Annotated in this window: 16 protein-coding genes; 9 read left to right on the top strand and 7 right to left on the bottom strand. The window is 63.6% G+C overall.

Features of this window, described 5'->3' with window-relative positions; genetic code table 11:
* Positions 1-49 precede the first annotated feature (49 nt).
* Positions 50-1,483, bottom strand: coding sequence for a glutamine synthetase family protein (locus A9K71_RS01265; RefSeq protein ID WP_066989433.1), 1,434 nt, complete (start codon positions 1,481-1,483; stop codon positions 50-52).
* 182 nt (positions 1,484-1,665) lie between these two features.
* Between A9K71_RS01265 and A9K71_RS01260 the strand changes: the two genes are divergently transcribed.
* Complete coding sequence (locus tag A9K71_RS01260; protein ID WP_066989306.1) at positions 1,666-2,379, top strand: HAD family hydrolase; 714 nt, start codon at positions 1,666-1,668, stop codon at positions 2,377-2,379.
* A gap of 13 nt (positions 2,380-2,392) precedes the next feature.
* Here A9K71_RS01260 and A9K71_RS01255 read toward each other — a convergent pair whose 3' ends face one another.
* The 3 genes from A9K71_RS01255 to aceA form a co-directional block, all read right to left on the bottom strand.
* On the bottom strand, positions 2,393-2,809 hold the full coding sequence (locus A9K71_RS01255; RefSeq protein ID WP_066989304.1) for a response regulator: 417 nt from the start codon (positions 2,807-2,809) through the stop codon (positions 2,393-2,395).
* Between the two features lie 261 nt (positions 2,810-3,070).
* Complete coding sequence (locus A9K71_RS01250) at positions 3,071-3,313, bottom strand: hypothetical protein (protein ID WP_066989302.1); 243 nt, start codon at positions 3,311-3,313, stop codon at positions 3,071-3,073.
* A gap of 52 nt (positions 3,314-3,365) precedes the next feature.
* Positions 3,366-4,655 (bottom strand): isocitrate lyase, encoded by a 1,290-nt coding sequence (gene aceA / locus A9K71_RS01245; protein ID WP_066989300.1) that lies wholly within the window; start codon positions 4,653-4,655, stop codon positions 3,366-3,368.
* Between the two features lie 249 nt (positions 4,656-4,904).
* Here aceA and A9K71_RS01240 point away from each other — a divergent pair, with 249 nt between their 5' ends.
* From A9K71_RS01240 to A9K71_RS01215, 6 genes are all read left to right on the top strand, one after another.
* Entirely contained in the window at positions 4,905-6,353 is a 1,449-nt protein-coding gene (locus A9K71_RS01240; protein WP_066989297.1) for an XRE family transcriptional regulator, read from the top strand.
* A 166-nt stretch (positions 6,354-6,519) separates the two neighbouring features.
* On the top strand, positions 6,520-7,470 hold the full coding sequence (locus tag A9K71_RS01235; RefSeq protein ID WP_066989295.1) for a DMT family transporter: 951 nt from the start codon (positions 6,520-6,522) through the stop codon (positions 7,468-7,470).
* Between the two features lie 350 nt (positions 7,471-7,820).
* Positions 7,821-8,918 (top strand): polyamine ABC transporter substrate-binding protein, encoded by a 1,098-nt coding sequence (locus tag A9K71_RS01230; RefSeq protein WP_066989293.1) that lies wholly within the window; start codon positions 7,821-7,823, stop codon positions 8,916-8,918.
* 179 nt (positions 8,919-9,097) lie between these two features.
* Complete coding sequence (locus A9K71_RS01225; protein ID WP_066989291.1) at positions 9,098-10,237, top strand: ABC transporter ATP-binding protein; 1,140 nt, start codon at positions 9,098-9,100, stop codon at positions 10,235-10,237.
* 10 nt (positions 10,238-10,247) lie between these two features.
* Positions 10,248-11,210: an ABC transporter permease subunit gene (locus A9K71_RS01220; protein ID WP_066989289.1), complete on the top strand. Its 963-nt coding sequence runs from the start codon at positions 10,248-10,250 to the stop codon at positions 11,208-11,210.
* A complete protein-coding gene (locus A9K71_RS01215; protein WP_066989287.1) occupies positions 11,207-12,025 on the top strand; it encodes an ABC transporter permease subunit in 819 nt (272 codons plus the stop codon). Before A9K71_RS01220 ends, A9K71_RS01215 begins: the two co-directional genes overlap by 4 nt.
* A gap of 32 nt (positions 12,026-12,057) precedes the next feature.
* Here the strand turns inward: A9K71_RS01215 and A9K71_RS01210 are convergent, their stop codons facing one another.
* Positions 12,058-13,950, bottom strand: coding sequence for an AsmA family protein (locus A9K71_RS01210; protein ID WP_066989285.1), 1,893 nt, complete (start codon positions 13,948-13,950; stop codon positions 12,058-12,060).
* 262 nt (positions 13,951-14,212) lie between these two features.
* Between A9K71_RS01210 and A9K71_RS01205 the strand changes: the two genes are divergently transcribed.
* Positions 14,213-16,171 (top strand): acetoacetate--CoA ligase, encoded by a 1,959-nt coding sequence (locus A9K71_RS01205; protein ID WP_066989283.1) that lies wholly within the window; start codon positions 14,213-14,215, stop codon positions 16,169-16,171.
* A gap of 256 nt (positions 16,172-16,427) precedes the next feature.
* Here A9K71_RS01205 and A9K71_RS01200 read toward each other — a convergent pair whose 3' ends face one another.
* Both A9K71_RS01200 and A9K71_RS31080 read right to left on the bottom strand, forming a co-directional pair.
* Entirely contained in the window at positions 16,428-20,318 is a 3,891-nt protein-coding gene (locus A9K71_RS01200) for a PAS domain S-box protein (RefSeq protein ID WP_066989281.1), read from the bottom strand.
* Entirely contained in the window at positions 20,308-20,517 is a 210-nt protein-coding gene (locus tag A9K71_RS31080; RefSeq protein ID WP_156752561.1) for a hypothetical protein, read from the bottom strand. The genes A9K71_RS01200 and A9K71_RS31080 overlap by 11 nt, the downstream gene beginning before the upstream one ends.
* Positions 20,518-20,565: 48 nt before the next feature.
* Here A9K71_RS31080 and A9K71_RS01195 point away from each other — a divergent pair, with 48 nt between their 5' ends.
* A complete protein-coding gene (locus tag A9K71_RS01195; protein WP_066989279.1) occupies positions 20,566-21,024 on the top strand; it encodes a phasin in 459 nt (152 codons plus the stop codon).
* Positions 21,025-21,126: the final 102 nt, after the last annotated feature.

Below are 21,126 nucleotides of genomic sequence, written 5' to 3'. Positions count from 1 at the left end.
ATGAAACTACTCACCATTGATTATTCACTCGTTCACTCGAAGTGGCCGCTCACACATTCAGCAACAGATACTCCCGCTCCCAAGGGCTGATCACTTCCATGAATGTCTCGAACTCGGCTCGCTTGATGGCCGCATACGTGGCTGCGAAGGATTTGCCGACGATGGCGCCAAGCTCCTCGTCGGCTTCGAAGAGGTCCACGGCCTCGAGCAAGCTGCGCGGCAGGTCGATCTCGTCCTCGTTGGCGGTCGTCAGCACCGGCGGCTCGGCCTGGACCTTGTTGTTCATGCCGATCAACCCGCAGGCAAGCGAGGCGGCAAGCGCCAGATAGGGATTGGCGTCCGAGGACGGAATCCGGTTTTCGACGCGCCGCGCCGCGGGATCGGAACGCGGCACGCGGAAAGCCGTCGTGCGGTTGTCGTAGCCCCACTTGTTGTTGACCGGCGCCGACGCTGCCTGCGTGAGCCGCCGATAGGAATTGACGTAAGGCGCAAGCATCACCAGCGCGTTCGGCACGTGTTTCTGCATGCCGCCGATGAAATGGAAGAACGCATCCGTCTCGGCGCCGTCTTCGGCCGAGAAGATGTTTTTTCCGGTCTTCTTGTCGACCACCGACTGGTGGATATGCATGGCCGAGCCAGGTTGCCCCTGGATCGGCTTGGCCATGAAGGTGGCGTAGATTTCGTGCTTCAGCGCCGCCTCGCGGATCGTGCGCTTGAACATGAAGACCTGGTCGGCAAGCTCGATCGGATTGCCGTGACGCAGGTTGATCTCAAGCTGACCGGCGCCCTCCTCGTGGATCAGCGTATCGATCTCCAGGCCTTGCCGCTCCGAGAAATGGTAGATGTCGTCTATCAGTTCGTCGAACTCGTTGACGCCCGCGATCGAATAGCCGGCGCCGCCGCCGATCGGCCGCCCTGAGCGCCCGACGGGCGGCGTCAGCGGGTAGTCCGGATCGGGGTTCTTGCGTACCAGATAGAATTCGATCTCGGGCGCCACCACCGGCTTCAGCCCACGGTCGTCATAGGCGGCCAGCACGCGCTTCAGAACGTTGCGCGGCGTGAATTCGACGGAGCGGCCATCCTGGTGGACGAGGTCGCAGATCACCGCGGCGGTCGGATCTTCCTCCCAGGGCACGACGGTCAGTGTCGAGAGATCGGGCAAGAGCTTCAGGTCGCCGTCGTCCTCCGGATAGTGGAAGCCATTGCCGTCTTCCGGATAGCCGCCGGATATCGTCGTCATGAAGACGGCCGAAGGTAAGGCCAGCGATGTGTTGGAGGTGAATTTCTTCGACGGCATCATCTTGCCGCGGGCGACGCCGGCCTGGTCCGGCGTGATGCACTCGATGTCCTCGATACCGCGCCATTCCAGCCAGGCGCTGGCTTCCTTCCAGTTCTTCACACCGCGTTCGTTTTTCAAGAAGGCAGGCGTGCGGGCGCGTCCCCCCCGGCTCGACGGACGGACTTCCTTTTTTTCAGGCGGCATCATTCACCAGATTGTGTTGCGGATTTCAAAGTATAGACGGGCGCCGTGGCGGAAGGAAAGGGGAGGCGCCCGCGTCGCCACAGGCAAGCCGAGCCGCAGCCCAAAGGAACCGGCGTGCCTGTCTTCTTGCTGGCGGCGCAGCGCCACAGGGTCTAGATGAGCCTGTAAGCAAAGGGTCGCACATGTCCGCTCCACGTTTGACCACCATCGGCTTCGATGCCGACGACACGCTGTGGCAGAACGAGCAGTTCTTCCGCCTGACCGAGAAGCGTTTTGCCGCCTTGCTGGCCGAGCACGGCGATCATGAGCACATCGCGGCACGGCTGCTCGAAGCGGAAAGGCGCAACCTCGCCCTCTATGGCTTCGGCATTAAGGGCTTTACGCTGTCGATGATCGAGACGGCCGTCGCAATCACAAACGGCGAGGTGCCCGGTTCGGTCATCGGCGAAATCCTGGCTGCCGGCCGCGAGATGCTCAGCCATCCGATCGAGCCGCTGCCGCATGCCCGCGAGACGGTCGAAAAGCTGGCGGGCTCCTACCATCTGGTGCTGATCACCAAGGGCGACCTCTTCGATCAAGAGCGCAAGCTCGCGCAGTCGGGAATGGGTGATCTCTTCGATGCCGTCGAGATCGTCAGCGACAAGAGCGCAGCCACCTATGCCAGCATCTTCAGCCGCCATGGCGACGGTCCGCAGAACAGCATGATGGTTGGCAACTCGCTCAAGTCCGACGTTGTTCCCGCCATCGAGGCCGGGGGCTGGGGCATCCATGTGCCGCACGAATTGACCTGGGCGATCGAACACGCCGAGGCGCCTGTCGCGGCGCCGCGTTTTCGCGAGATCGCAGACCTCGGCGAGTTGCCGGCACTGGTCGAGGCGCTAGCGAAGCCCGGCTGAGCGTCGCCTCTGCTCAGCCGCGGCCGACCAGGCGATCGATTACTGGTTGCAGCCTTTCGGGCGTGATCGGCTTGGCGACCACAGCGTCGACCACGCTCGACAGGCCGAGGCTGTCCGGCGTGCCATTCCTGGTTGAAAGCAGGATCACGGCGGGCCGCGTCTTGCCGGAAGCGCGCCGCAGCGCGTCGATGCCGGACAGCAACCTGTCGCAATCCCTGTCGTCGGGTCCGCCGTCGAGTATGATTGCGCCGGGAACCAGGCCGGCCAAAGCTTTCTCGGCCGCCTCCGGTGGCTCCGAAATCGGCTTCAGCCCGGACTTTTCCACGATTTTCGATACGACGACCCGGTTGATCGACGATTTGCCGACCACCAGCACCTTGGAGAAATCCGCCGGCAGCCGGGCCGCCGCGCCACGGTCCGCCGGTTTCATTGGTTTTTCAGAGTCGTCACGATTGGCGGGACACATGTCTGGCGGAGCTCTGGCTCAATGCAGGGTTGAAACCTTAAGCGCGCAATTGGCGCGAGATCGCCAGCGGTGTCAAGCAAAAATAGTGGAAAATGATAATATAGCAAGAATTGCTAAAATCCGGCGCAAGTTCTCCCCGGCGCTCCGGCCGCAATCTGAAAAAACGAAAGTCTCCCGGCACGTATAGCGCACGGGAGACACTCGCGAGTGACTGTTGACGCTACGTCAGCCCTGGTTCTGATGGGTGACGATCACTGGAATCAAAAGATCACCCCAGTTGCCGTCTCCGCCATGGTGCCTGGCCGAGCGCACCAGCTCGACGGACACACCTGCTTCGACCGCCTTCATCACAGACTGGTTGAGCCTGTGCAGGTCGTTGGCAAGCATGCGGATCGTCGCCTGCTGATCGACGCTCATCGCGCTCGACTGTTCTTCGGCCCGTTCCTTGACCCGGCTTATCGATGCCATTGCTGTTCTCCTCGACGTAAGTGCCCTTCGGGCGTTTCCTCTGGTGTTGTCATTACTCGGCTGCCGGCCTGAACTGGGCGTGCTCGGTCGACTCATGCATGGCGGTGGTCGAAGACTGGCCGCCGGAGATCGCCATCGAAACGGCATCGAAATAGCCGGTGCCGACTTCGCGCTGATGCTTGGTCGCGGTATAGCCATGGACCTCCGCCGCGAATTCCGCCTCCTGCAGTTCCGAATAGGCCGCCATCTGGCGCTCCTTGTAGCCGCGGGCCAGTTCGAACATGCCGAAGTTCAGCTGGTGGAACCCGGCCAGTGTGATGAACTGGAATTTGTAGCCCATTGCGCCGAGTTCCTTCTGGAACTTCGCGATGGTCGCGTCGTCCAGGTTCTTCTTCCAATTGAACGACGGCGAGCAATTATAGGCGAGCAGCTTGCCCGGGTGGTGCTTGTGCACCCCTTCAGCGAACTTCCTTGCCTGCTGAAGATCCGGCTTCGAGGTTTCGCACCAGATCAGGTCCGCATGCGGCGCGTAGGCGACGGCGCGCGCGATGCAGGGCTCGATGCCGTTCCTGACGTGATAGAAGCCCTCGACCGTGCGGCCGGCGTCATAGTCGACGAAAGGCCGGTCGCGCTCGTCGATGTCGGAGGTGAGCAGCTTGGCGGCTTCCGCGTCGGTGCGCGCCACCACCAGCGTCGGCGTGCCCATCACGTCCGCTGCAAGCCGGGCCGCATTGAGGTTGCGGATATGCGCTGCGGTCGGGATCAGCACCTTGCCGCCGAGATGGCCGCACTTCTTCTCCGACGCCAACTGGTCCTCATAGTGGACGCCAGCGGCACCGGCCTCGATGAAAGCCTTCATGATCTCGAACGCGTTGAGCGGCCCGCCAAAGCCGGCTTCGGCGTCCGCGACGATGGGCGCGAACCAGGTCTCGACCGAAAGACCCTTGCCTTCGGATGTCTCGATCTGGTCGGCGCGCTGCAGCGTGCGGTTGATGCGCTTGACCAGCTCCGGCGCCGCATTGGCCGGATAAAGCGACTGGTCCGGATACATGGCCGACGCGGTATTGGCGTCGGCCGCGACCTGCCAGCCCGACAAATAGATCGCCTTCAACCCCGCCCTGACCTGCTGCATGGCCTGGTTGCCCGACATGGCGCCGAGCGCATTGACGAAATCTTCCTCGTGGATCAGCTTCCACAGCCTGCTCGCGCCCATCTCGGCAAGCGTATGGCGAATCTGGACCGAGCCGCGCAGCCGCTTCACGTCCTCCGGCGAGTAGGGCCGTTCGATGCCGTCGAAACGGCCTTCCGGCGCGGACGGGACGAGGTTGTAAAAATCAGTCATCGATTGCTCCAGGACAGTCTTGCTTGTTTAGATGGCCCGTTTGAGGGACGTATCTGTGCGCCGTTCACGTGTTACATTGTTTACATTGCGCCGCAAAATTCGCCAGAAAAACCGGAGCTTGCCCGCTAAAATACGAGAAAACTGGTGTTGCGTTTGACAGGTCGGGGCTGTAAATCTGTCATGACTGTAAAAAGTTGGATGAGCCCGCGACGGCGCGCCGTTATGTAAAACTCTTGTCAAGGTAGCCGATTGGCCGAGCAGAAGATTTTCGCCGGGCCGCGCATCCGCCGGCTTCGCAACGCCAAGGGCCTGACCCAGACGGCGATGGCCGAAGGCCTGGGCATCTCGCCGTCCTACCTCAATCTAATCGAGCGCAACCAGCGGCCGCTGACGGTGCAGCTGATCCTCAAGCTGGCGTCAGTCTACAAGATCGACCCGCACGAATTGCAGGGCGAGACCAAAGGATCGATCGCGGCGCTGAAGGAAGTGTTCGGCGATCCGCTGCTGGCCGGCGAACTGCCGGGCGACCAGGAACTGATCGACCTCGCCGAGATCGCGCCGAACGCTTCCGCCGCGATGGTGAAATTGTTTCGCGCCTATCGCGAGCAGGCCGATCGGCTGTCGGATCTCAATGAACTCCTGGCGCGGGAGGGCAGGGCGACCGCATTGTCCGGCAAGCGCCTGCCTGTCGACGAAGTGCACGAGACTTTCGAGCGCAGGCCGAACCATTTCGCCGCGCTGGAGGAGGAAGCCGAGGCCTTCATTTCGCTGCTCGATCCGGGCGACGACCTGTTCGGCACGCTGAAGGCGTGGCTCAGGCGCGAGCACGGCATCGTGGTCAAGGTGCTGCCGGTGGCCACCATGCCGAACTGGCGCAGGCGCTACGATCGCCATTCGCAACGCCTGTTCCTGTCAGAGCGGCTCTCCCCCTTCGATCAGCTGCGCGAGGTCGCCATGGAGGCGAGCCTGATGCGCATGACGGTGGCGGTGGCGAGCGAGATCCAGACGTTGAAGCTCGGCACGGACGAAGCGCGTCGCTTAGCCCGTTTCGAGCTCGGCCGCTATGCGGCGCACGCGCTGATGATGCCCTATCACGCCTTTTATGCAGCGGCCGTCCGCGCCCGCTACGACATCGACGTCTTGCGTTCGCGCTTCGGCGTCTCCTTCGAGCAGGCGGCAAACCGCCTGACCATGCTGCAGCGGCCAAGCGCCTCAGGCGTACCGTTCTTCATGCTGGAGGTCGACAATGCCGGCAACCGCTTCCGCAAGGCGGGCAGCCTTGGCTATCCGCAAAGCCGCTTCGGCGGCGCCTGTCCGAAGCTTCCTGTCCATGCGGCCTTTTCGCAGCCGGGCCGGATCCTGGTCGAGGCTGTGGAAATGCCGGACGGCGCGGAGTTCCTCTGCATCGCCCGCACGCTCGAAGGGCCGCAAGGCGCCTTCTCCGAGCGGCCGCGGCGCACGGCGCTTCTGCTGGGCTGCGACATTGGCTTTCGCGACGAGATCGTCTACAGCGCGGCGCTGCCCGGACCGTCCGCCGCCAAGGTCGCGCAGAGCACGGCATATGCAACGCCGGTCGGCCCGGCCTGCAGGCTCTGCGAGCGCGTCGGCTGCCTGGCGCGCGCCGAGCCGCCGGTGACCCGGCCGCTTGGCCTCGACGAGATGGTGACGGGTCTCAGCGCCTTCGATTTCCAGGGGTAGCACCCCCGCCAGCCGCAGCGGTTCGGCGGCCCGCAAGCCGGCTTTGTCCTACATTTCAGCGGATGCTGGATCACGCCTGGCTCCAGCATTTGCGCTACGCGAATGGGATATGGTGTGGTCGTCCGTGGTGGATCGTGCCGCCGGCAATTAGCTGACAGTCTCGCCTATGACCGATACCGCCTCGTCTCGCGTTGCCTTGGCTGCCGTCTCGCCGCGCGAGGAGCGGATCGGCATGCTGCTGGTCTTCCTGTCGGCGCTGATGTGGAGCTTTGGCGGCACCATAGCTCGCTTCATCCATGTCGGCGACAGCTGGACCGTGGTGTTCTGGCGCTCGATCTGGGCGGTGGGCTTCCTCGTCGCCTTCATGCTCTGGCGCGACGGCTGGCGCGGCACCTGGAGATTGTTCCGCGACATGGGCCTGCCTGGGCTGGGCGTCGCCCTCTGCTTCGCCACCGCCTCCACGAGCTTCATCGTCGCGCTCGCCTACACGACGGTCGCCAACATCTTGTTGATGCAGGCCGGTGTCCCGCTTCTGGCGGCCATGCTCGCCTGGGTGCTGCTTCGCGAACGCGTGACCCCAGTAACCTGGATCGCCATTGCTGCCGTCATCACCGGCGTGGCCATCATGGTCTCGGAATCGCTTGACGGCGCCGCCTCGCCGATCGGCGACGGCCTGGCATTGCTGATCGCGGTGATGTTGTCGTTCGCGACCGTGATCACCCGGCGCTTTGCCCATGTGCGCATGGTGCCGGCCACATGCCTCGGCGCATTGCTCGCCGGTGCTTTTGCTGCCTCGCAAGCCACGGAATTCACCGTCTCCGGGCGCGACATGGGCTTTCTCTTCGCCTTCGGCGTCATCAATCTCGGCGTCGGTCTTGCTTTTTTCGCCATGGGCGCCCGCCTGGTGCCCGCGGCCGTCGCGGCGCTGCTCGGCACTTTCGAGCCGATCCTCGGTCCGATCTGGGTGTGGCTCGTCCATTCCGAGGTGCCGTCGGGGCGCACCATCATCGGCGGCGCGGTCGTCATCGCCGCGCTGCTTGTTCATATTGCGTCTGAGTTCAAGCGGCAGACCCGGCCCGAGCGGCCGGGCATCACCGGGCTGCCGTCTCCCAATTGATGCTTGCGTGTCTTCCCCATTGACAACTCCGCTGCGGGGCGGGCAGGCTGCAATTACGGCAACAACAAGACAGGCGTATCTTGCCAAGTGACTCCGCCGGCCTCATCGAGGCCGGACCGCATCGGTACATCTCTGCTTACGCCGCGGCCAACGCCGCTGAGGCCGTCCGAACAGCTTCCTGGAAAGGAGGCAAGGGCGGCACCCGTCACTCAACGATCCGGCGCACTGCCAGGCGCGCGCGCTTGTCGCTCCCCGGAAAGCTCCATAGTCTGAAACAAACGCCAACAAACGCCGTCCCGCGCCATCATCGCGACGAGCCGGCACGGGAACACTCACCAAAGGAGAATATCATGATCCGCAAAGCGCTTTTCCTTTCGGCGACCTCGGCCTTTCTGACGCTCTTCGCCGCGAGCGGCCATGCCGACGACCGCGTCGTCAACGTCTATAACTGGTCGGACTATATCGACAGCTCGATCATCGAGGACTTCACCAAGAAGACCGGCATCAAGGTCGTCTACGACACCTTCGACTCCAACGAGATCCTGGAGACGAAGCTGCTGGCCGGGGGCAGCGGCTATGATGTGGTGGTGCCCAGCGCCAATTTCCTGGCGCGCCAGATCCAGGCCGGCGTCTTCCAGAAGCTCGACAAGTCGAAGCTGCCGAACATCTCCAACATGTGGGATGTCATTTCGGAGCGCACCGCCAAGTATGATCCGAACAATGAGTATTCGGTCAACTACATGTGGGGCACCGTCGGCCTCGGCTACAACGTCAAGAAGGTGCAGGCGGCACTCGGCACCGACAAGATCGACAGCTGGGATGTGTTCTTCAATCCGGAGAGCCTCGCCAAGCTCAAGGATTGCGGCGTCTATGTGCTGGATTCCCCCTCCGACATCATTCCGGCCACGTTGAAATATCTCGGCCTCGATCCAAACAGCACCTCGCCCGAGGATATCGCCAAGGCCGAGGCAGCCCTGCTCAAGGTCCGGCCGTATATTCGCAAGTTCCATTCCTCGGAATACATCAACGCGCTGGCAAACGGCGACATCTGCCTGGCGATCGGCTGGTCGGGAGATGTGTTCCAGGCGCGCAACCGCGCCGAGGAGGCCAAGCAGGGCGTCGAGATCGGCTATTCGGTGCCCAAGGAAGGCGCCCAGATGTGGTTCGATCAGATGGCGATCCCCGCCGACGCGCCGCATGTCGCGGAAGCGCATGAGTTCATCAACTACATGATGACGCCGGAAGTCATCGCCAAATCCTCGAATTATGTGCTCTACGCCAACGGCAACAAGGCCTCGCAGCAGTTCGTCGACAAGGCCCTCCTGGAGGACACCTCGGTCTATCCGGACGAGGAGACGACCAAGAAGCTTTACACCGTGCAGCCCTACGATCCCAAGACACAGCGCATCATCACGCGCACCTGGACCAAGATCGTCACCGGCCAATAAGCATCGAGACGCGACCCCGGCAGAAACTGCCGGGGTCGCTTTCTTTAGAAGCAATTCCAGCAACAGTGTGGGACGGTTTTCCGCCCGGAATTGCGTCAAAAACAAAAAGCTGGAGCGGTTCGGCGTTTTCTCGAAACCATGAACCGTTCCAGCGGAACGAAACAGACCCGGAGTGGGACATGAAATCGCTTGGCAGCATTCGCAGGGATTTCGCGCCATGGAATGATCCGAGCGCCAAGCCGTATATCCAGTTCGACAAGGTGACCAAGAAGTTTGGCGACTTCACCGCTGTCAGCAATCTGTCGCTGACCATCTTCGAACGTGAGTTCTTCGCCCTGCTCGGCGCCTCGGGCTGCGGCAAGTCGACCCTGCTCAGGATGCTCGCCGGCTTCGAGGAGCCGACCGCGGGGCGCATTCTGCTCGACGGCCAGGACCTGCGCGGCATTCCGCCCTATAAGCGGCCGGTGAACATGATGTTCCAGTCCTACGCGCTGTTTCCGCATATGACGGTGGAAAAGAACATCGCTTTCGGCCTCAAGCAGGAAGGCATGCCCGCTCCCGATATCGAAAAGCGTGTCGCCGAGATGCTGAGGCTGGTCAAGCTCGAGCAGTTCGCCAAGCGCAAGCCGCACCAGCTTTCCGGCGGTCAGCGCCAGCGTGTGGCGCTTGCCCGCTCGGTCGCCAAGCGGCCGAAGGTGCTTTTGCTGGACGAGCCGCTCGGCGCGCTCGACAAGAAGCTGCGCGAGGAGACGCAGTTCGAACTGATGGACCTGCAGCAGGAGCTTGGCCTTACCTTTGTCGTCGTGACCCACGACCAGGAGGAAGCCATGACCATGGCCGACCGCATCGCCATCATGGACAGGGGCGAGGTGATGCAGGTGGCGACGCCGGCGGAAATCTACGAGGCCCCGACATCGCGCTTCGTCGCGCACTTCGTCGGCAATGTGAACATGTTCGAGGGTAAGGTTGCCGAGCGGGCAGCGAATACGACGCGCATCACCGGCGCGACCGGTGCGCAGATCGTCGTCGAGAACGCCGCCGACACCACCAAGGGCGCCGACATCGTCTTCGCGATCCGGCCGGAGAAGATCAAGGTGTCGTCGAGGAAGCCGGCCGATGCCGTCAATGCGCTGGAAGGCGAAGTCTATGACGTTGCGTATCTTGGCGACATGACCGTCTACCACATCAAGCTCGACGACGGACAGATGGTGCGAGCAAGCGCGTTGAACGCTGCCCGCGTCAGCGAGGACCCGCTGACCTGGAACGATCGCGCCTGGGTCTCCTTCCGGCCAGACGCCGGCGTCGTGCTGACAAGGTAATAGGGCGGCCATGACCAATATCGCCGCCGCCCCTTCCTCGGCCGAAACCGCCGCTCAGTTGCCGACCAAGCTGGCGAAGGGCTTCGTCGACCGTCTCGTTATCATCATTCCCTATCTCTGGCTGCTGTTCTTCTTCCTTGTCCCGTTCATCATCGTCTTCAAGATCTCGCTGTCGCAGACGGCGATCTCGATGCCGCCTTACACCCCGGTGCTCGATTTCGGCGACGGTATTTCCGGATTCTTCGCCGGCTTTCGCGAGCTCAACTTCGACAATTACACGTGGCTGACCCAGGACGCGCTTTACTTCAACGCCTATGTGACCAGCCTGATCATCGCGGGCATCTCGACGGTGCTGACGCTGATCGTCGGCTATCCGATCGCCTATGGCATGGCGCGCGCGCCGGCGACGATCCGGCCGACCTTGCTGATGCTCGTGATCCTGCCGTTCTGGACCTCGTTCCTGATCCGCGTCTATGCCTGGATCGGCATCCTGAAACCCGAAGGGCTGCTCAACCAGGTGCTGCTCGCCACTGGCCTGATCAGCCAGCCGCTGGTCATCCTCAACACCTACACCGCGATCTTCATCGGCATCGTCTATTCCTATCTGCCCTTCATGGTGCTGCCGCTCTACTCGTCGCTGGAGAAGATGGACTATTCGCTGATCGAGGCGGCGCAGGATCTCGGCTGCCCGCCGATCGGCGCCTTTTGGAAGATCACCTTCCCGCTGTCGCTGCCGGGCGTGATTGCCGGCTGCCTGCTGGTCTTCATCCCGGCGGTCGGCGAGTTCGTCATACCGGACCTTCTCGGCGGCTCGCAGACGCTGATGATCGGCAAGACGCTGTGGAACGAATTCTTCGCCAACCGCGATTGGCCGGTCTCGTCGGCGGTGGCGGTCATTCTACTCTTGGTGCTGACCGTCCCGATCATGTTCTTCCAGCAGGCTCAAGCGAAAGCCCAGGAGCAAGGCAAATGAACGCCACCTGGAGCCGCTTCAACATCACCTCGATCGTGCTCGGCTTTGCCTTTCTCTATTTGCCGATCGTGCTTCTCATCGTCTTTTCCTTCAACGAATCGAAGCTCGTCACCGTCTGGGGCGGCTTCTCGACCAAATGGTACGTGTCGCTGTTCCACAACCAGGGCCTGATGGACGCCACCTGGGTGACGGCCCGCGTCGGCGTCATCTCGGCGACCGTTGCGACCGTGCTCGGCACGCTGGCGGCGATCACCTTGACCCGCTACACACGCTTCAAGGGGCGGGTGCTGTTTTCCGGCATGGTCTTTGCGCCGCTGGTGATGCCGGAAGTCATCACCGGCCTGTCGTTGCTCTTGCTCTTCGTGGCCGTCGGACTTGACCGAGGCTTCTTCACCGTCACGCTCGCCCACATCACCTTCACCATGTGCTTCGTGGCCGTCGTTGTGCAGTCGCGCCTCGTCTCCTTCGACCGCTCGCTGGAAGAAGCCGCGATGGACCTCGGCGCGCCGCCGGTGAAGACCTTTTTCCAGATCACCTTGCCCGTCATCTTGCCGGCGATCGTCTCCGGCTGGATGCTGGCCTTCACGCTCTCGCTCGACGATCTGGTCATCGCCTCCTTCACCTCGGGCCCCGGCGCCACGACGCTGCCGATGAAGATCTACAGCCAGGTGCGCCTCGGCGTGACGCCGGAGATCAATGCCGCCTGCACCATCCTGATCGCCGTCGTCGCGATCGGCGTCATCATTGCCTCGATCGCCAACAAGCGCCGCGAGGTCCAGCGCCAGCGCGATGAGCAGGCGGCGCAACGCGGATAGGGAACAAAGACGGGCGCGACCTGCGCCTTGTTCTATTGGCCTGAAACGCCGCGGCTGATCGGCGAGATGAACGGAGTGCTCCAGTTGCCGCCGACGAAGAACAACGATTGCTTTGGGGGCTGCGGCGCCTGCACCGCTGTCTGACCGGCGGTAGCCGGTTGTTGGGCCGGCTGTTGCTGCGCAGGTTGTCCGTTCGGGATGATGCCGCCCGAGAGCGCCAGCCCGCGCCCGGTATAGGATGCGATGCCCGAAAGCCAGACCTTGTACTTCTGTGCATTGACCTCGGCCTTGTCCAGCCGCGCCACACCTTTCGAGATGCTCGCCTTGATCTCGGCACCGTCGATGGGCAGCGAGCCGTCGGCGACGTCGTCGAGGGCGAAGAATCCGCCCTGTTCGTTGCGCTTGAGAAAGGCAGGCAGATTGAGGCCGTTGAGCGAGCCCGGCCCGAACGTCGCCGAGAAAGACCCGTCGGCGTTCTCGAAGATCGAGTCCCAGGCCTTGCCCGGCCCCTTCAGAATGACCGAGACGGTTCCGGTTCCGGCCGGCACCAGCCGCGTCATCCCCGCCGCGGTGGCGAAGGCGCCGGTGTCGACGTCCGATGCCAAAAGCCGCAATTCGACCTGCGTGCCGTCCGGCTTGCGGTCGAAGCGCAGGCTGCTCTGGATGTTGCCGTTGAAGGCCGACGCGTCGGAGATGTCGAAGACGGCAAGCCCGTTCTTGACCTGCGCGGTCGCGGCGACATCGGCAAGCTGTATCGGGCCGGCGGTGGCGTGCGCTGCCGACAGCCTGAGATCGAGGTTCATCTTGTCGGCGAAGCCGGTGTCGAACTCGCCGGGGGCTGCCTGGCCGGCCGGAGCGATCGGCGTGAAAGCGGAAAGCACCGATCGAAGATCGAGCGTATCGAACGCAAGCGTGCCGGAAATGACGGGCAGGGGCTCGCTGAACGAAAAGTCCAGCGCTCCCATGCCGGGGTTGTTGTCCAGCGCCACCGTCGTGTTCTCGAACTTCGCGCGTCCCGCCGAGGCCGCCACCTTGCTCGCGACCGAGACGGAGCCGATCGCAGCACCAGGCGCCATGCCGGCCTGCGACCATTCAAGCAGGCGTCGCAGCGAAGGGGCGGTGAATTTCGCCTGGCCGTCCAGATAGCCGTTCTCCGACATCGAGGCGACGCCGTCGAAAGAAAGCGTGGCGGGCGCCGCCTTGAAGGCGAGCGTGACGGGGGCGACCCCTCCGGCAAACAGCACCAGCGGCTTCGCCGAGGAAAAATCGATCTGGACGCTTTCGCCGCGCCATATGCCGGTCGCCGTGAGCGCGGCGTCGCTGTTCATCGCCGCCCAGTTCACCTGGCCGCTGAGGCTGCTCAGGATCTCGGTATCCTTGCCGCCAACCGAGGTCACGACGCGGCCGTCGCGGAACTCGACGATGCCGAACGGATCGGAAGGGAGTCTGCCGAGGTCGGGCTTCTGCGGGTTCGCGGTGACCACGCCGCGCGCAGTGTCGATCGAGCGCGTGATGCGGCCGCCGGTCGGCAGCGGCGGCAGATAGAGGCCGCTCGCCTTGCGCTCCACCCTGATCGTCGGCCGCACCAGCCGTGCCGTCGAGAATTGGACCTCGCCCTGCACGGCGGCCATGGCCGAGAGATCGACTTCGACGCGCTCGGCTTCGATCACCGGCGGCGCGTCGGTCTCCGTCCATTGCGACAGCGTCACATCGCTGAGGATGGCTCGGAACTTAGGCCACACCTCGATGCGCGGCGAGCCGTCGATCGTCACGCGAAAACCGCTCCAGGCGCTCAATTCCCAAGCGATGCGGTCGCGTACGATGCGCGTCGAGGCAATCAGCGGCAAGGCGGCGACGGCGAGCGCGATGACCAGCACCGCAACGCCGATTACCCATACCCCGCGCCGGATCAAAGATGATCTCATCTCGCCCCGTGAGTTTCCATTGCCGACAAATCGCCCGACGGGTGTAGCCGAGCGCCGACGCTTTTCAAGTCTTTATGGCCCTCCGATGGCGTTTGCGCCGTGTCCTTGCCGGCCATTTCAACAAAATCTTGCTCTGCTGCGCTGCGGTATGCATAAGCGATAAGCCCGTCCGGTCCGCCAACGCCACGCCGGTTTTGGGACAACGACGCAGGCGACATCAGGCTTAATTGCCGCAATCGCGACGCGCTTTGGGAGGAACGATATGGCTGCCGACACCCCCTTGTGGACGCCGACGCAGGACCGGATCGCCTCCGCGCCCATGACCGCCTTCATGAAAGCTGCGGTTGCGAAGTCTGGCCAGGCTTTCTCCAGCTATGCCGAGCTCCACCGCTGGTCGATCGACGACCGCGAGGCGTTCTGGGACCTCGTCTGGGACTTTTGCGGACTTGTCGGCGACAAGGGCGAGCGGGCTCTGGTCGATGGCGAGAAGATGCCTGGTGCCGCCTTCTTTCCCGATGCGAAACTCAATTTCGCCGAGAACCTTCTGAAAAAAAACGGCGGCAGCCTCGCTATCGTCTTCCGCGGCGAGGACAAGGTCGAGCGCCGGCTGTCCTGGAACGAGCTCCATGCGCTCACTTCGCGCCTGCAGCAGCTCTTCCTGTCGATCGGCGTCAGAGAGGGCGATCGCATCGCCGCCATGATGCCGAACATGCCGGAGACGGTCGCTGCCATGCTGGCTGCCGCCTCGATCGGCGCGGTCTGGTCTTCCTGCTCACCGGATTTCGGCGAACAGGGCGTGCTCGACCGTTTCGGCCAGATCGAGCCGGTCGTCTTCATCGCGCCTGACGGCTATTGGTACAACGGCAAAGCCATTGAGGTCGCCGACAAGATCCGCGCGGTGGCCGAGAAACTCGCGACCGTGCGCAAGGTGCTGATCGTCGACTATCTCGGCACGTCGGCCGATGTCGCCGCCACTATCGGCAAGGCCGAGGCGCTGGAAGGAGCGCTCTCGCCCTTTGCCGCCAGGCCGCTCGCCTTCGAGCGGCTGCCTTTTTCGCACCCGCTCTACATTCTGTTCTCCTCCGGCACGACCGGAATCCCGAAATGCATCGTGCACTCGGTCGGCGGCACGCTGATCCAGCATGTCAAGGAACAGCGGCTGCATGCCGGCCTGCTCGACGGCGATCGCTTTTTCTACTTCACCACCTGCGGCTGGATGATGTGGAACTGGCTGGTCTCAGGCCTCGCCTCGGGGGCGACGTTGCTGCTCTATGACGGTTCGCCCTTCTACCCCGACGGCAATGCGCTGTTCGATTTCGCCGATGCCGAGAAGATGACCTATTTCGGTACTTCGGCGAAATTCATCGATTCCGTACGCAAGGCAGGGCTGAAGCCGATCGACAGCCACGACCTTGCAAGCGTGCGGACCATCTCATCCACCGGCTCGCCGCTGTCGCCGGAGGATTTCCGCTTCGTCTATGACGGCATCAAGAAGGACGTGCATCTCGCCTCGATATCCGGCGGCACCGACATCGTTTCCTGCTTCGTGCTGGGTGTCCCGACCGAGCCGGTCTGGACCGGCGAGATCCAGGGGCCGGGCCTCGGACTGGCGGTGGACGTGTGGGACGACGACGGCAAGCCGGTCCGGCAGGAGAAGGGCGAACTCGTCTGCACCAAGGCATTCCCGTCGATGCCGATCGGCTTCTGGAACGATCCGGATGGCAAGAAGTACCACGCGGCCTATTTCGAGCGCTTCGACAACATCTGGTGCCATGGCGACTTCGCCGAATGGACCGCGCATGGCGGCATGATCATCCATGGCCGCTCCGACGCCACGCTCAATCCCGGTGGGGTCAGGATAGGCACGGCTGAGATCTACAACCAGGTCGAGCAGATGCCGGAAATCCTGGAGGCGCTCTGCATCGGCCAGGATTTCGACAACGACGTGCGCGTCGTGCTGTTCGTGCGGCTGGCCGCCGGCGTGAGCCTAGATGAGGATCTGGAAAAGCGCATCCGCGCCAGAATCCGCTCGGGCGCCAGCCCCCGCCATGTGCCGGCGAAGATCGTTGCCGTCACCGAGATCCCGCGCACCAAGTCGGGCAAGATCACCGAGCTTGCCGTGCGCGACGTGGTGCATGGTCGCGCCATCAAGAACAAGGAAGCGCTCGCCAATCCCGAGGCGCTGGAGCTGTTCAGGAACCTGCCGCAGCTTGCTGATTAGGCCTCCCCGGCATGGTTAAGAAATAGTGTCGGTCCAATTTACCTAGATTTCACGAGTGGTACACATTCGTAAATTTTTTTGGCTCCCGGTAAGGACTTGTTAAGGGACGGCGCCGATAGTCGCGTGTAACTTGAGGGAGAAATCCCGTTCCTCGTCCCCTGAGGTTCAGCTCAAGCCCCGTTGTGACAGCATCCCATTTTCCAAGGCGTCCTCCAGGGCGCCTTTTTCTTTGGCCGAAGCTCGGTCTTGCGGATCGTTATTCGGCCAGCACGCGCGTCGATGGGAAGACGACCTCGACCAGCGTGCCTTCGCCAGGTGTCGATGTGATAGTGAAGCGGGCTCGGTTGGCCTCCACCATCGCCTTGGTCAGAGGCAGCCCGAGGCCGGTGCCGTCGCCGCGGCCGCGTTTGAGCGCATTGATCTGCTTGAAGGGCTTCAATGCCTGCTCGATCTCGGCCGGCGTCATGCCGATGCCGGTATCGCGCACGCGCATGACGACGTCGCCGGAGGTCTCGTAGGCGGTGGACACGATAACCTGGCCGCCGGCCTGGGTATAGCGGATGGCGTTCGACAGTATGTTTAACGCAATCTGGCGCACACTCCTCAAATCCGCCACCACTTCCGGCAGCCGCGAGGCGAAGCTCGAGCGGATGATGACGCGCTCGCGGTTGGCCTGCGGCTGCATCATCGCTACCGTTTCGGCCAGCGTGTCGTTGAGCGACACCGCCTCATAGGCCATCTCCTGCTGGCCGGCCTCGATCTTGGAGATGTCGAGCAGGTCGTTGACGAGGTCGAGCACATGGTTGCCCGAACGGTTTATGTCGCGCAGATAGTCTCGGTAGCGGTCGTTGGCCACCGGTCCGAACTTCTCGTCCACCATCAGTTCGGAAAAGCCGATGATGGCGTTGAGCGGCGTGCGGATCTCATGGCTGATGCGGGCCAGGAAATCCGTCTTCTGCGAGGAGGCGCGCTCGGCCACGGCGCGCGCCTGGGTGAGGTCTTCCTCGGCCCGCTTCCACTGCGTGATATCGCGTACGACGGCGCAGAAGCCGCTGTCGTTGGGCAGTCTGCCGATGGTCATGAACAGCGGGATGAAGCGCCCTTGCGCCTCGCGGCCGATCACCTCGCGCCCGTCGTTCAGCAAGCTCGCCACGCCAGGTTCGGAGAGGCCGACGAGATAGTCGCGCGCCGCGCGCTGGCTCTCGATGGCGAACAGCGAGGCAAAGGGCTTGCCGGCGATCTCGTCGCTGTCGAAGCCGAACAGGGCTTCAGCCGGGCGGCTGATCGAGCGGATGTTGCCGTCGCGGCCGATCAGCACCACGCCGTCGGTGGCGGTGTCGATGATGGTGCGCATTTCGGCGATGCGCGACTTCAGTTCGGACACGTCCGGCTGCTGGTTCGGCTCGTCATTGGCCGCGCTGAGATGCGAGGAGGGCGCCTCGTCCTCGCCCGAGCGACGCACCACCAGCATCAGCGCCTTGCCGCCGCGCCACGGCACCGAGCGCAGGAGCGCATTGATCGGGAATTCCTGGCCCTGGCGGGTTGTGAGCTTCAGCGAACGGTCACTTTCGTCGGTCTCGCCATCATCGGCGTAATGGTCGGCGAACAGCGCGCCGAGCCCGCCGGCATCGGCAAGGTCTTCCAGCGCGTCGTAGCCGGTGAGTTCGAGGAACGCCTCATTGGCATAGTGCAGCACGTCGCCGGAATGGATGAGCAGCGGCACAGGCAGCCTGGCGAGGATGGACGTATCAGGAGCCCTGCCTCCTTCCCCGGTTGAGAAAGCCGAGGGCACGAAGCCCTCGAGCTTGAGCGGCGGCACCCTGAGGCGCGGCCTTTCCGGCCGCGCTTTCGCTTCGCCAGGCTGTTCAGGCGCGGGCAGGGCGCCGTCCCGGTTGGAACCGGCCCAGTCCTCGCTGTCTTCCGCGTCGCGAAAATCGTCGGCGGTCATACCGTCGTCGTCGCCAGCGCCTGCCTCTGGGGCAGGGGCTTCGGCTGCCGGCCGCTCGGCCGTCGGTTCGGCTGCCCTGTCCGCCGCTGCGGTTTGGCGGGTGTCGGAACCCGCCGCTTCCTGCGCTTCGTCGGCAGCGTTCTCGCGCCCGGCATAGTTGAGCAACGAGCCGGAGACAGCGGGCGTTTCGTCTTTTCCAGCGGGAGCCTCGGGAACATCGAGGCCGTCGAGCCGAGCCAGATCCTTCTGATCTTCCGCCTCGGTCTCCGCTTCGGCCGTATCAATGGCCTCGTTGCCTTCCGGCATGGCCGGCTCAGGCGAGGTCGCGTCAGTCGCGTTCAGATCGGAGTGGTCGGTCTTCCTCTCACCGGTCGGCTGTTCGGCCGTGGGAGCATTGTCGGCGGTTGCAGCCGCATCTGGTTGCTTTTGAGCACCCGCGGTTACGCCGCTTGGCGGCTCGGCCGGGCCGGAACTGTCCTTCCGCAGCCGCTCGCCGATTTCGCGAAAGGCGCTGCGCTCGAGGATCGACAGCCCTTTCTCACTCGCCGGCCTGTCATTTCCCGGCTGCTTGTCGTTGGCCGGCTGCCGGTGCTCGGCCAGCCGGATCACCTTGTCGGCATAGCGGCGCTCCGGCTTGGGCACGATGGTCAGCGCCGGCACTTCGCCCAGGAACGGGTCGGCAGGTTTCGCCGGCTCGGCCGCGGGTTGCCCGGCGGCAGGTTCGGGTTCGGTCGGAGCGGCGCCATTGGGCACCAGCGCCATGCCGAGCGCTTCCGGGTCGACAACGGCGTCGGCGCTGCGCGCGACGCCGAAGCCGCGGAAACCTTCGAAGGCGCGGCTGCGGCCATAGACCGGCAGCGCCGCAAGATCGACGGGGATCTTCAGGTCCGTGCCCGCCACCGGCCACAGCACCGAGCGTCCCGACCAGGTATCGCGCCGCTCGAGCAGAGTGGCGATCTCGCCCGATGCGTCGAGGCCGAACGTCGTGGCGACATCCCTGAAGCGGCGACCGATCACATCGGCGGCGGGTTTGCCGACGATGTCGGCGAATTCCGGCGACAGTGCGCTGAACTTGCCTTCGGCGTCGGTCCGCCAGACGAAACGCAGCGGCGGCGCCGAACGGTCGATGTTGCGCGCCGCGCTCGGCTCGGCCGCCGCCGTTCCGGCGGTGTGCTGCCGGCTTGCGGCCGCGACCTCCGCCGGTCCGATCTGTGGCGGCCTCTCCGGCCCCTTCACGTCGTCGCCGCCGGCATTGAAATACCAATGGTCATGCTGCGCCGGGCCGGCACCGCCTGCCAGCGCAGCATCCGGCGCGTGGTCGGCCGTGGCCGCGGTCCCTTGCGTTGGCTGGGCGTCATCGGTGGCCGCTGCCGGGACCGCGTCTGCCTTTTCGCCCGTTGCCGCGGCCGGAGACTGGGTATTGTTCTCTCGGCTCGGCTCGGCGCTGACTGTGGTGTTTTTGTCTTCGGAGACGGCGGGCGCGCTTTCCGGCACTGCCGACTTACCGGCGTCGGGCTGGTCGTTCCGCTCGCCGTCGAGCTGGTCTTCGTCGATCACCACCAGGAGATGGCGCGTGTCGGTCAAGCGCGCAAAGCCGGCCGGGTAGGAGGTGCTTGCGCCGGGAACAAGCCGCTTGACGATGCGGTCTCCAACGCTTGCCACGTCCGCGACCAGGGCAGCGAGCGTCTCCGGCCTGATGCCGAGCGCGGCAAATCCCTCCGAAGCCGCCTCGACATGGCCTTGGGCATCGACGAAGGCGATGAAATGTCCGGCCTCGGTGAAGCCGCCAATGGCGCGGCTGGCTATTTCGGCGGCGCCGCGCGAGCCGGTCTGCGCCGCGGGCATCGCCAGCATGATCGCCTTTTCGCCGTCCGGCATCGTTACCGCGCTGGCGAGCAAGCCGACGGCGCGGCTGACCATGCCGGTCGCCAGCCGCACGGTGACGGCGCGGTCGCTGCCGATATCCGGAAAGCCGCTGGTCGCCATGATCTGCCGCCTGGCAATTAGCGGCAGCCGCGCGGAAGCGCCGATGATTGCTTCGATTTCCGGATAGCCGAATACCGCGGCACCTGGCCCGTTGGCCCAGATCACCTGCTCGAGATCGGCCGACAGTATGACAAGCGCGTCGCCGGCGGCGAAGCGCTGGCGCACCGCGTCGAGCACGGCGACGTCGAGGAAGGAGTAGTTTTCAGGCGGCATGCGCTGGCAGACCTTCCAGGCGGGCTTTTTGAGTTAACGCTTTGTTAATAAAAGCGTACGGGACCAAGGTCCACAAGCCATGCCGTGTATCGGCCGAAATCTCTGGGCTCTTGGTTAATGGCGGGGCGATTTTTTTATGGTGCAGTGCAACAAAGATATTGCAATGCACAAAATTTGCTTTTATATTGCCATCATACATGAACGAGACGGCTTTCCGTCAAAGCCGCTGCCCTTGAAAGGTTGGAAAATGTCCAAGACTGCCAAGACCGAGACCATCGAGAACGTTGAATTCCCGAGCTTTGACGCTTCCAAGGCCACCGACCAGATCCGCGCCTTCGCCGAGAAGGGCGTCGAGCAGTCGAAAGAGGCCTACACCAAACTGAAGAACGGCGCCGAGGAGACCCAGAAGGTTCTGGAGTCGACCTACGAGACCGCCAAGACCGTTTCCGGCGATGTCTCGCTCAAGACCATCGCCATCCTTCGCGCCAATGCCGAGGCCAGCTTCTCGCACCTTGAAGCCCTGGTCGGCGCCAAGACGCTGTCGGAAGTCGTCGAGCTGCAGACTGCCTTCCTGCGCAAGCGCGCCGAGATGGCCGTCGAGCAGGCCAAGGACTTTCAGGCCGTCGCCTCCAAAGCTGTCGAGGACGTCTCGAAGCCGGTGAAGACCGCTTTCGAGAAGGCGTTCAAGGACATCAAGGCGGCCTGATTTCAGGCGCAACTCAACGATGCATCAAAACGTCGCATTTCGTCAGACAAATAGATGTGCGATGAATTGATGAGATGAATACCCGGAGTGTGAAACCTCCTC

The organism is Mesorhizobium sp. WSM3873 (genome assembly GCF_001672445.1).
Classification (GTDB): Bacteria; Pseudomonadota; Alphaproteobacteria; order Rhizobiales; family Rhizobiaceae; genus Mesorhizobium.
This window is presented reverse-complemented; position numbering and strand designations above follow the sequence as displayed.

Bases quoted from the DNA above. Each gene is read 5' to 3' on its own strand.
- A9K71_RS01265 (WP_066989433.1), bottom strand. From the start codon at position 1,483: ATGCCGCCTGAAAAAAAGGAAGTCCGTCCGTCGAGCCGGGGGGGACGC.
- A9K71_RS01260 (WP_066989306.1), top strand. From the start codon at position 1,666: ATGTCCGCTCCACGTTTGACCACCATCGGCTTCGATGCCGACGACACG.
- A9K71_RS01255 (WP_066989304.1), bottom strand. From the start codon at position 2,809: ATGAAACCGGCGGACCGTGGCGCGGCGGCCCGGCTGCCGGCGGATTTC.
- A9K71_RS01250 (WP_066989302.1), bottom strand. From the start codon at position 3,313: ATGGCATCGATAAGCCGGGTCAAGGAACGGGCCGAAGAACAGTCGAGC.
- aceA (WP_066989300.1), bottom strand. From the start codon at position 4,655: ATGACTGATTTTTACAACCTCGTCCCGTCCGCGCCGGAAGGCCGTTTC.
- A9K71_RS01235 (WP_066989295.1), top strand. From the start codon at position 6,520: ATGACCGATACCGCCTCGTCTCGCGTTGCCTTGGCTGCCGTCTCGCCG.
- A9K71_RS01230 (WP_066989293.1), top strand. From the start codon at position 7,821: ATGATCCGCAAAGCGCTTTTCCTTTCGGCGACCTCGGCCTTTCTGACG.
- A9K71_RS01225 (WP_066989291.1), top strand. From the start codon at position 9,098: ATGAAATCGCTTGGCAGCATTCGCAGGGATTTCGCGCCATGGAATGAT.
- A9K71_RS01220 (WP_066989289.1), top strand. From the start codon at position 10,248: ATGACCAATATCGCCGCCGCCCCTTCCTCGGCCGAAACCGCCGCTCAG.
- A9K71_RS01215 (WP_066989287.1), top strand. From the start codon at position 11,207: ATGAACGCCACCTGGAGCCGCTTCAACATCACCTCGATCGTGCTCGGC.
- A9K71_RS01210 (WP_066989285.1), bottom strand. From the start codon at position 13,950: ATGAGATCATCTTTGATCCGGCGCGGGGTATGGGTAATCGGCGTTGCG.
- A9K71_RS01205 (WP_066989283.1), top strand. From the start codon at position 14,213: ATGGCTGCCGACACCCCCTTGTGGACGCCGACGCAGGACCGGATCGCC.
- A9K71_RS01200 (WP_066989281.1), bottom strand. From the start codon at position 20,318: ATGCCGCCTGAAAACTACTCCTTCCTCGACGTCGCCGTGCTCGACGCG.
- A9K71_RS31080 (WP_156752561.1), bottom strand. From the start codon at position 20,517: ATGTATGATGGCAATATAAAAGCAAATTTTGTGCATTGCAATATCTTT.
- A9K71_RS01195 (WP_066989279.1), top strand. From the start codon at position 20,566: ATGTCCAAGACTGCCAAGACCGAGACCATCGAGAACGTTGAATTCCCG.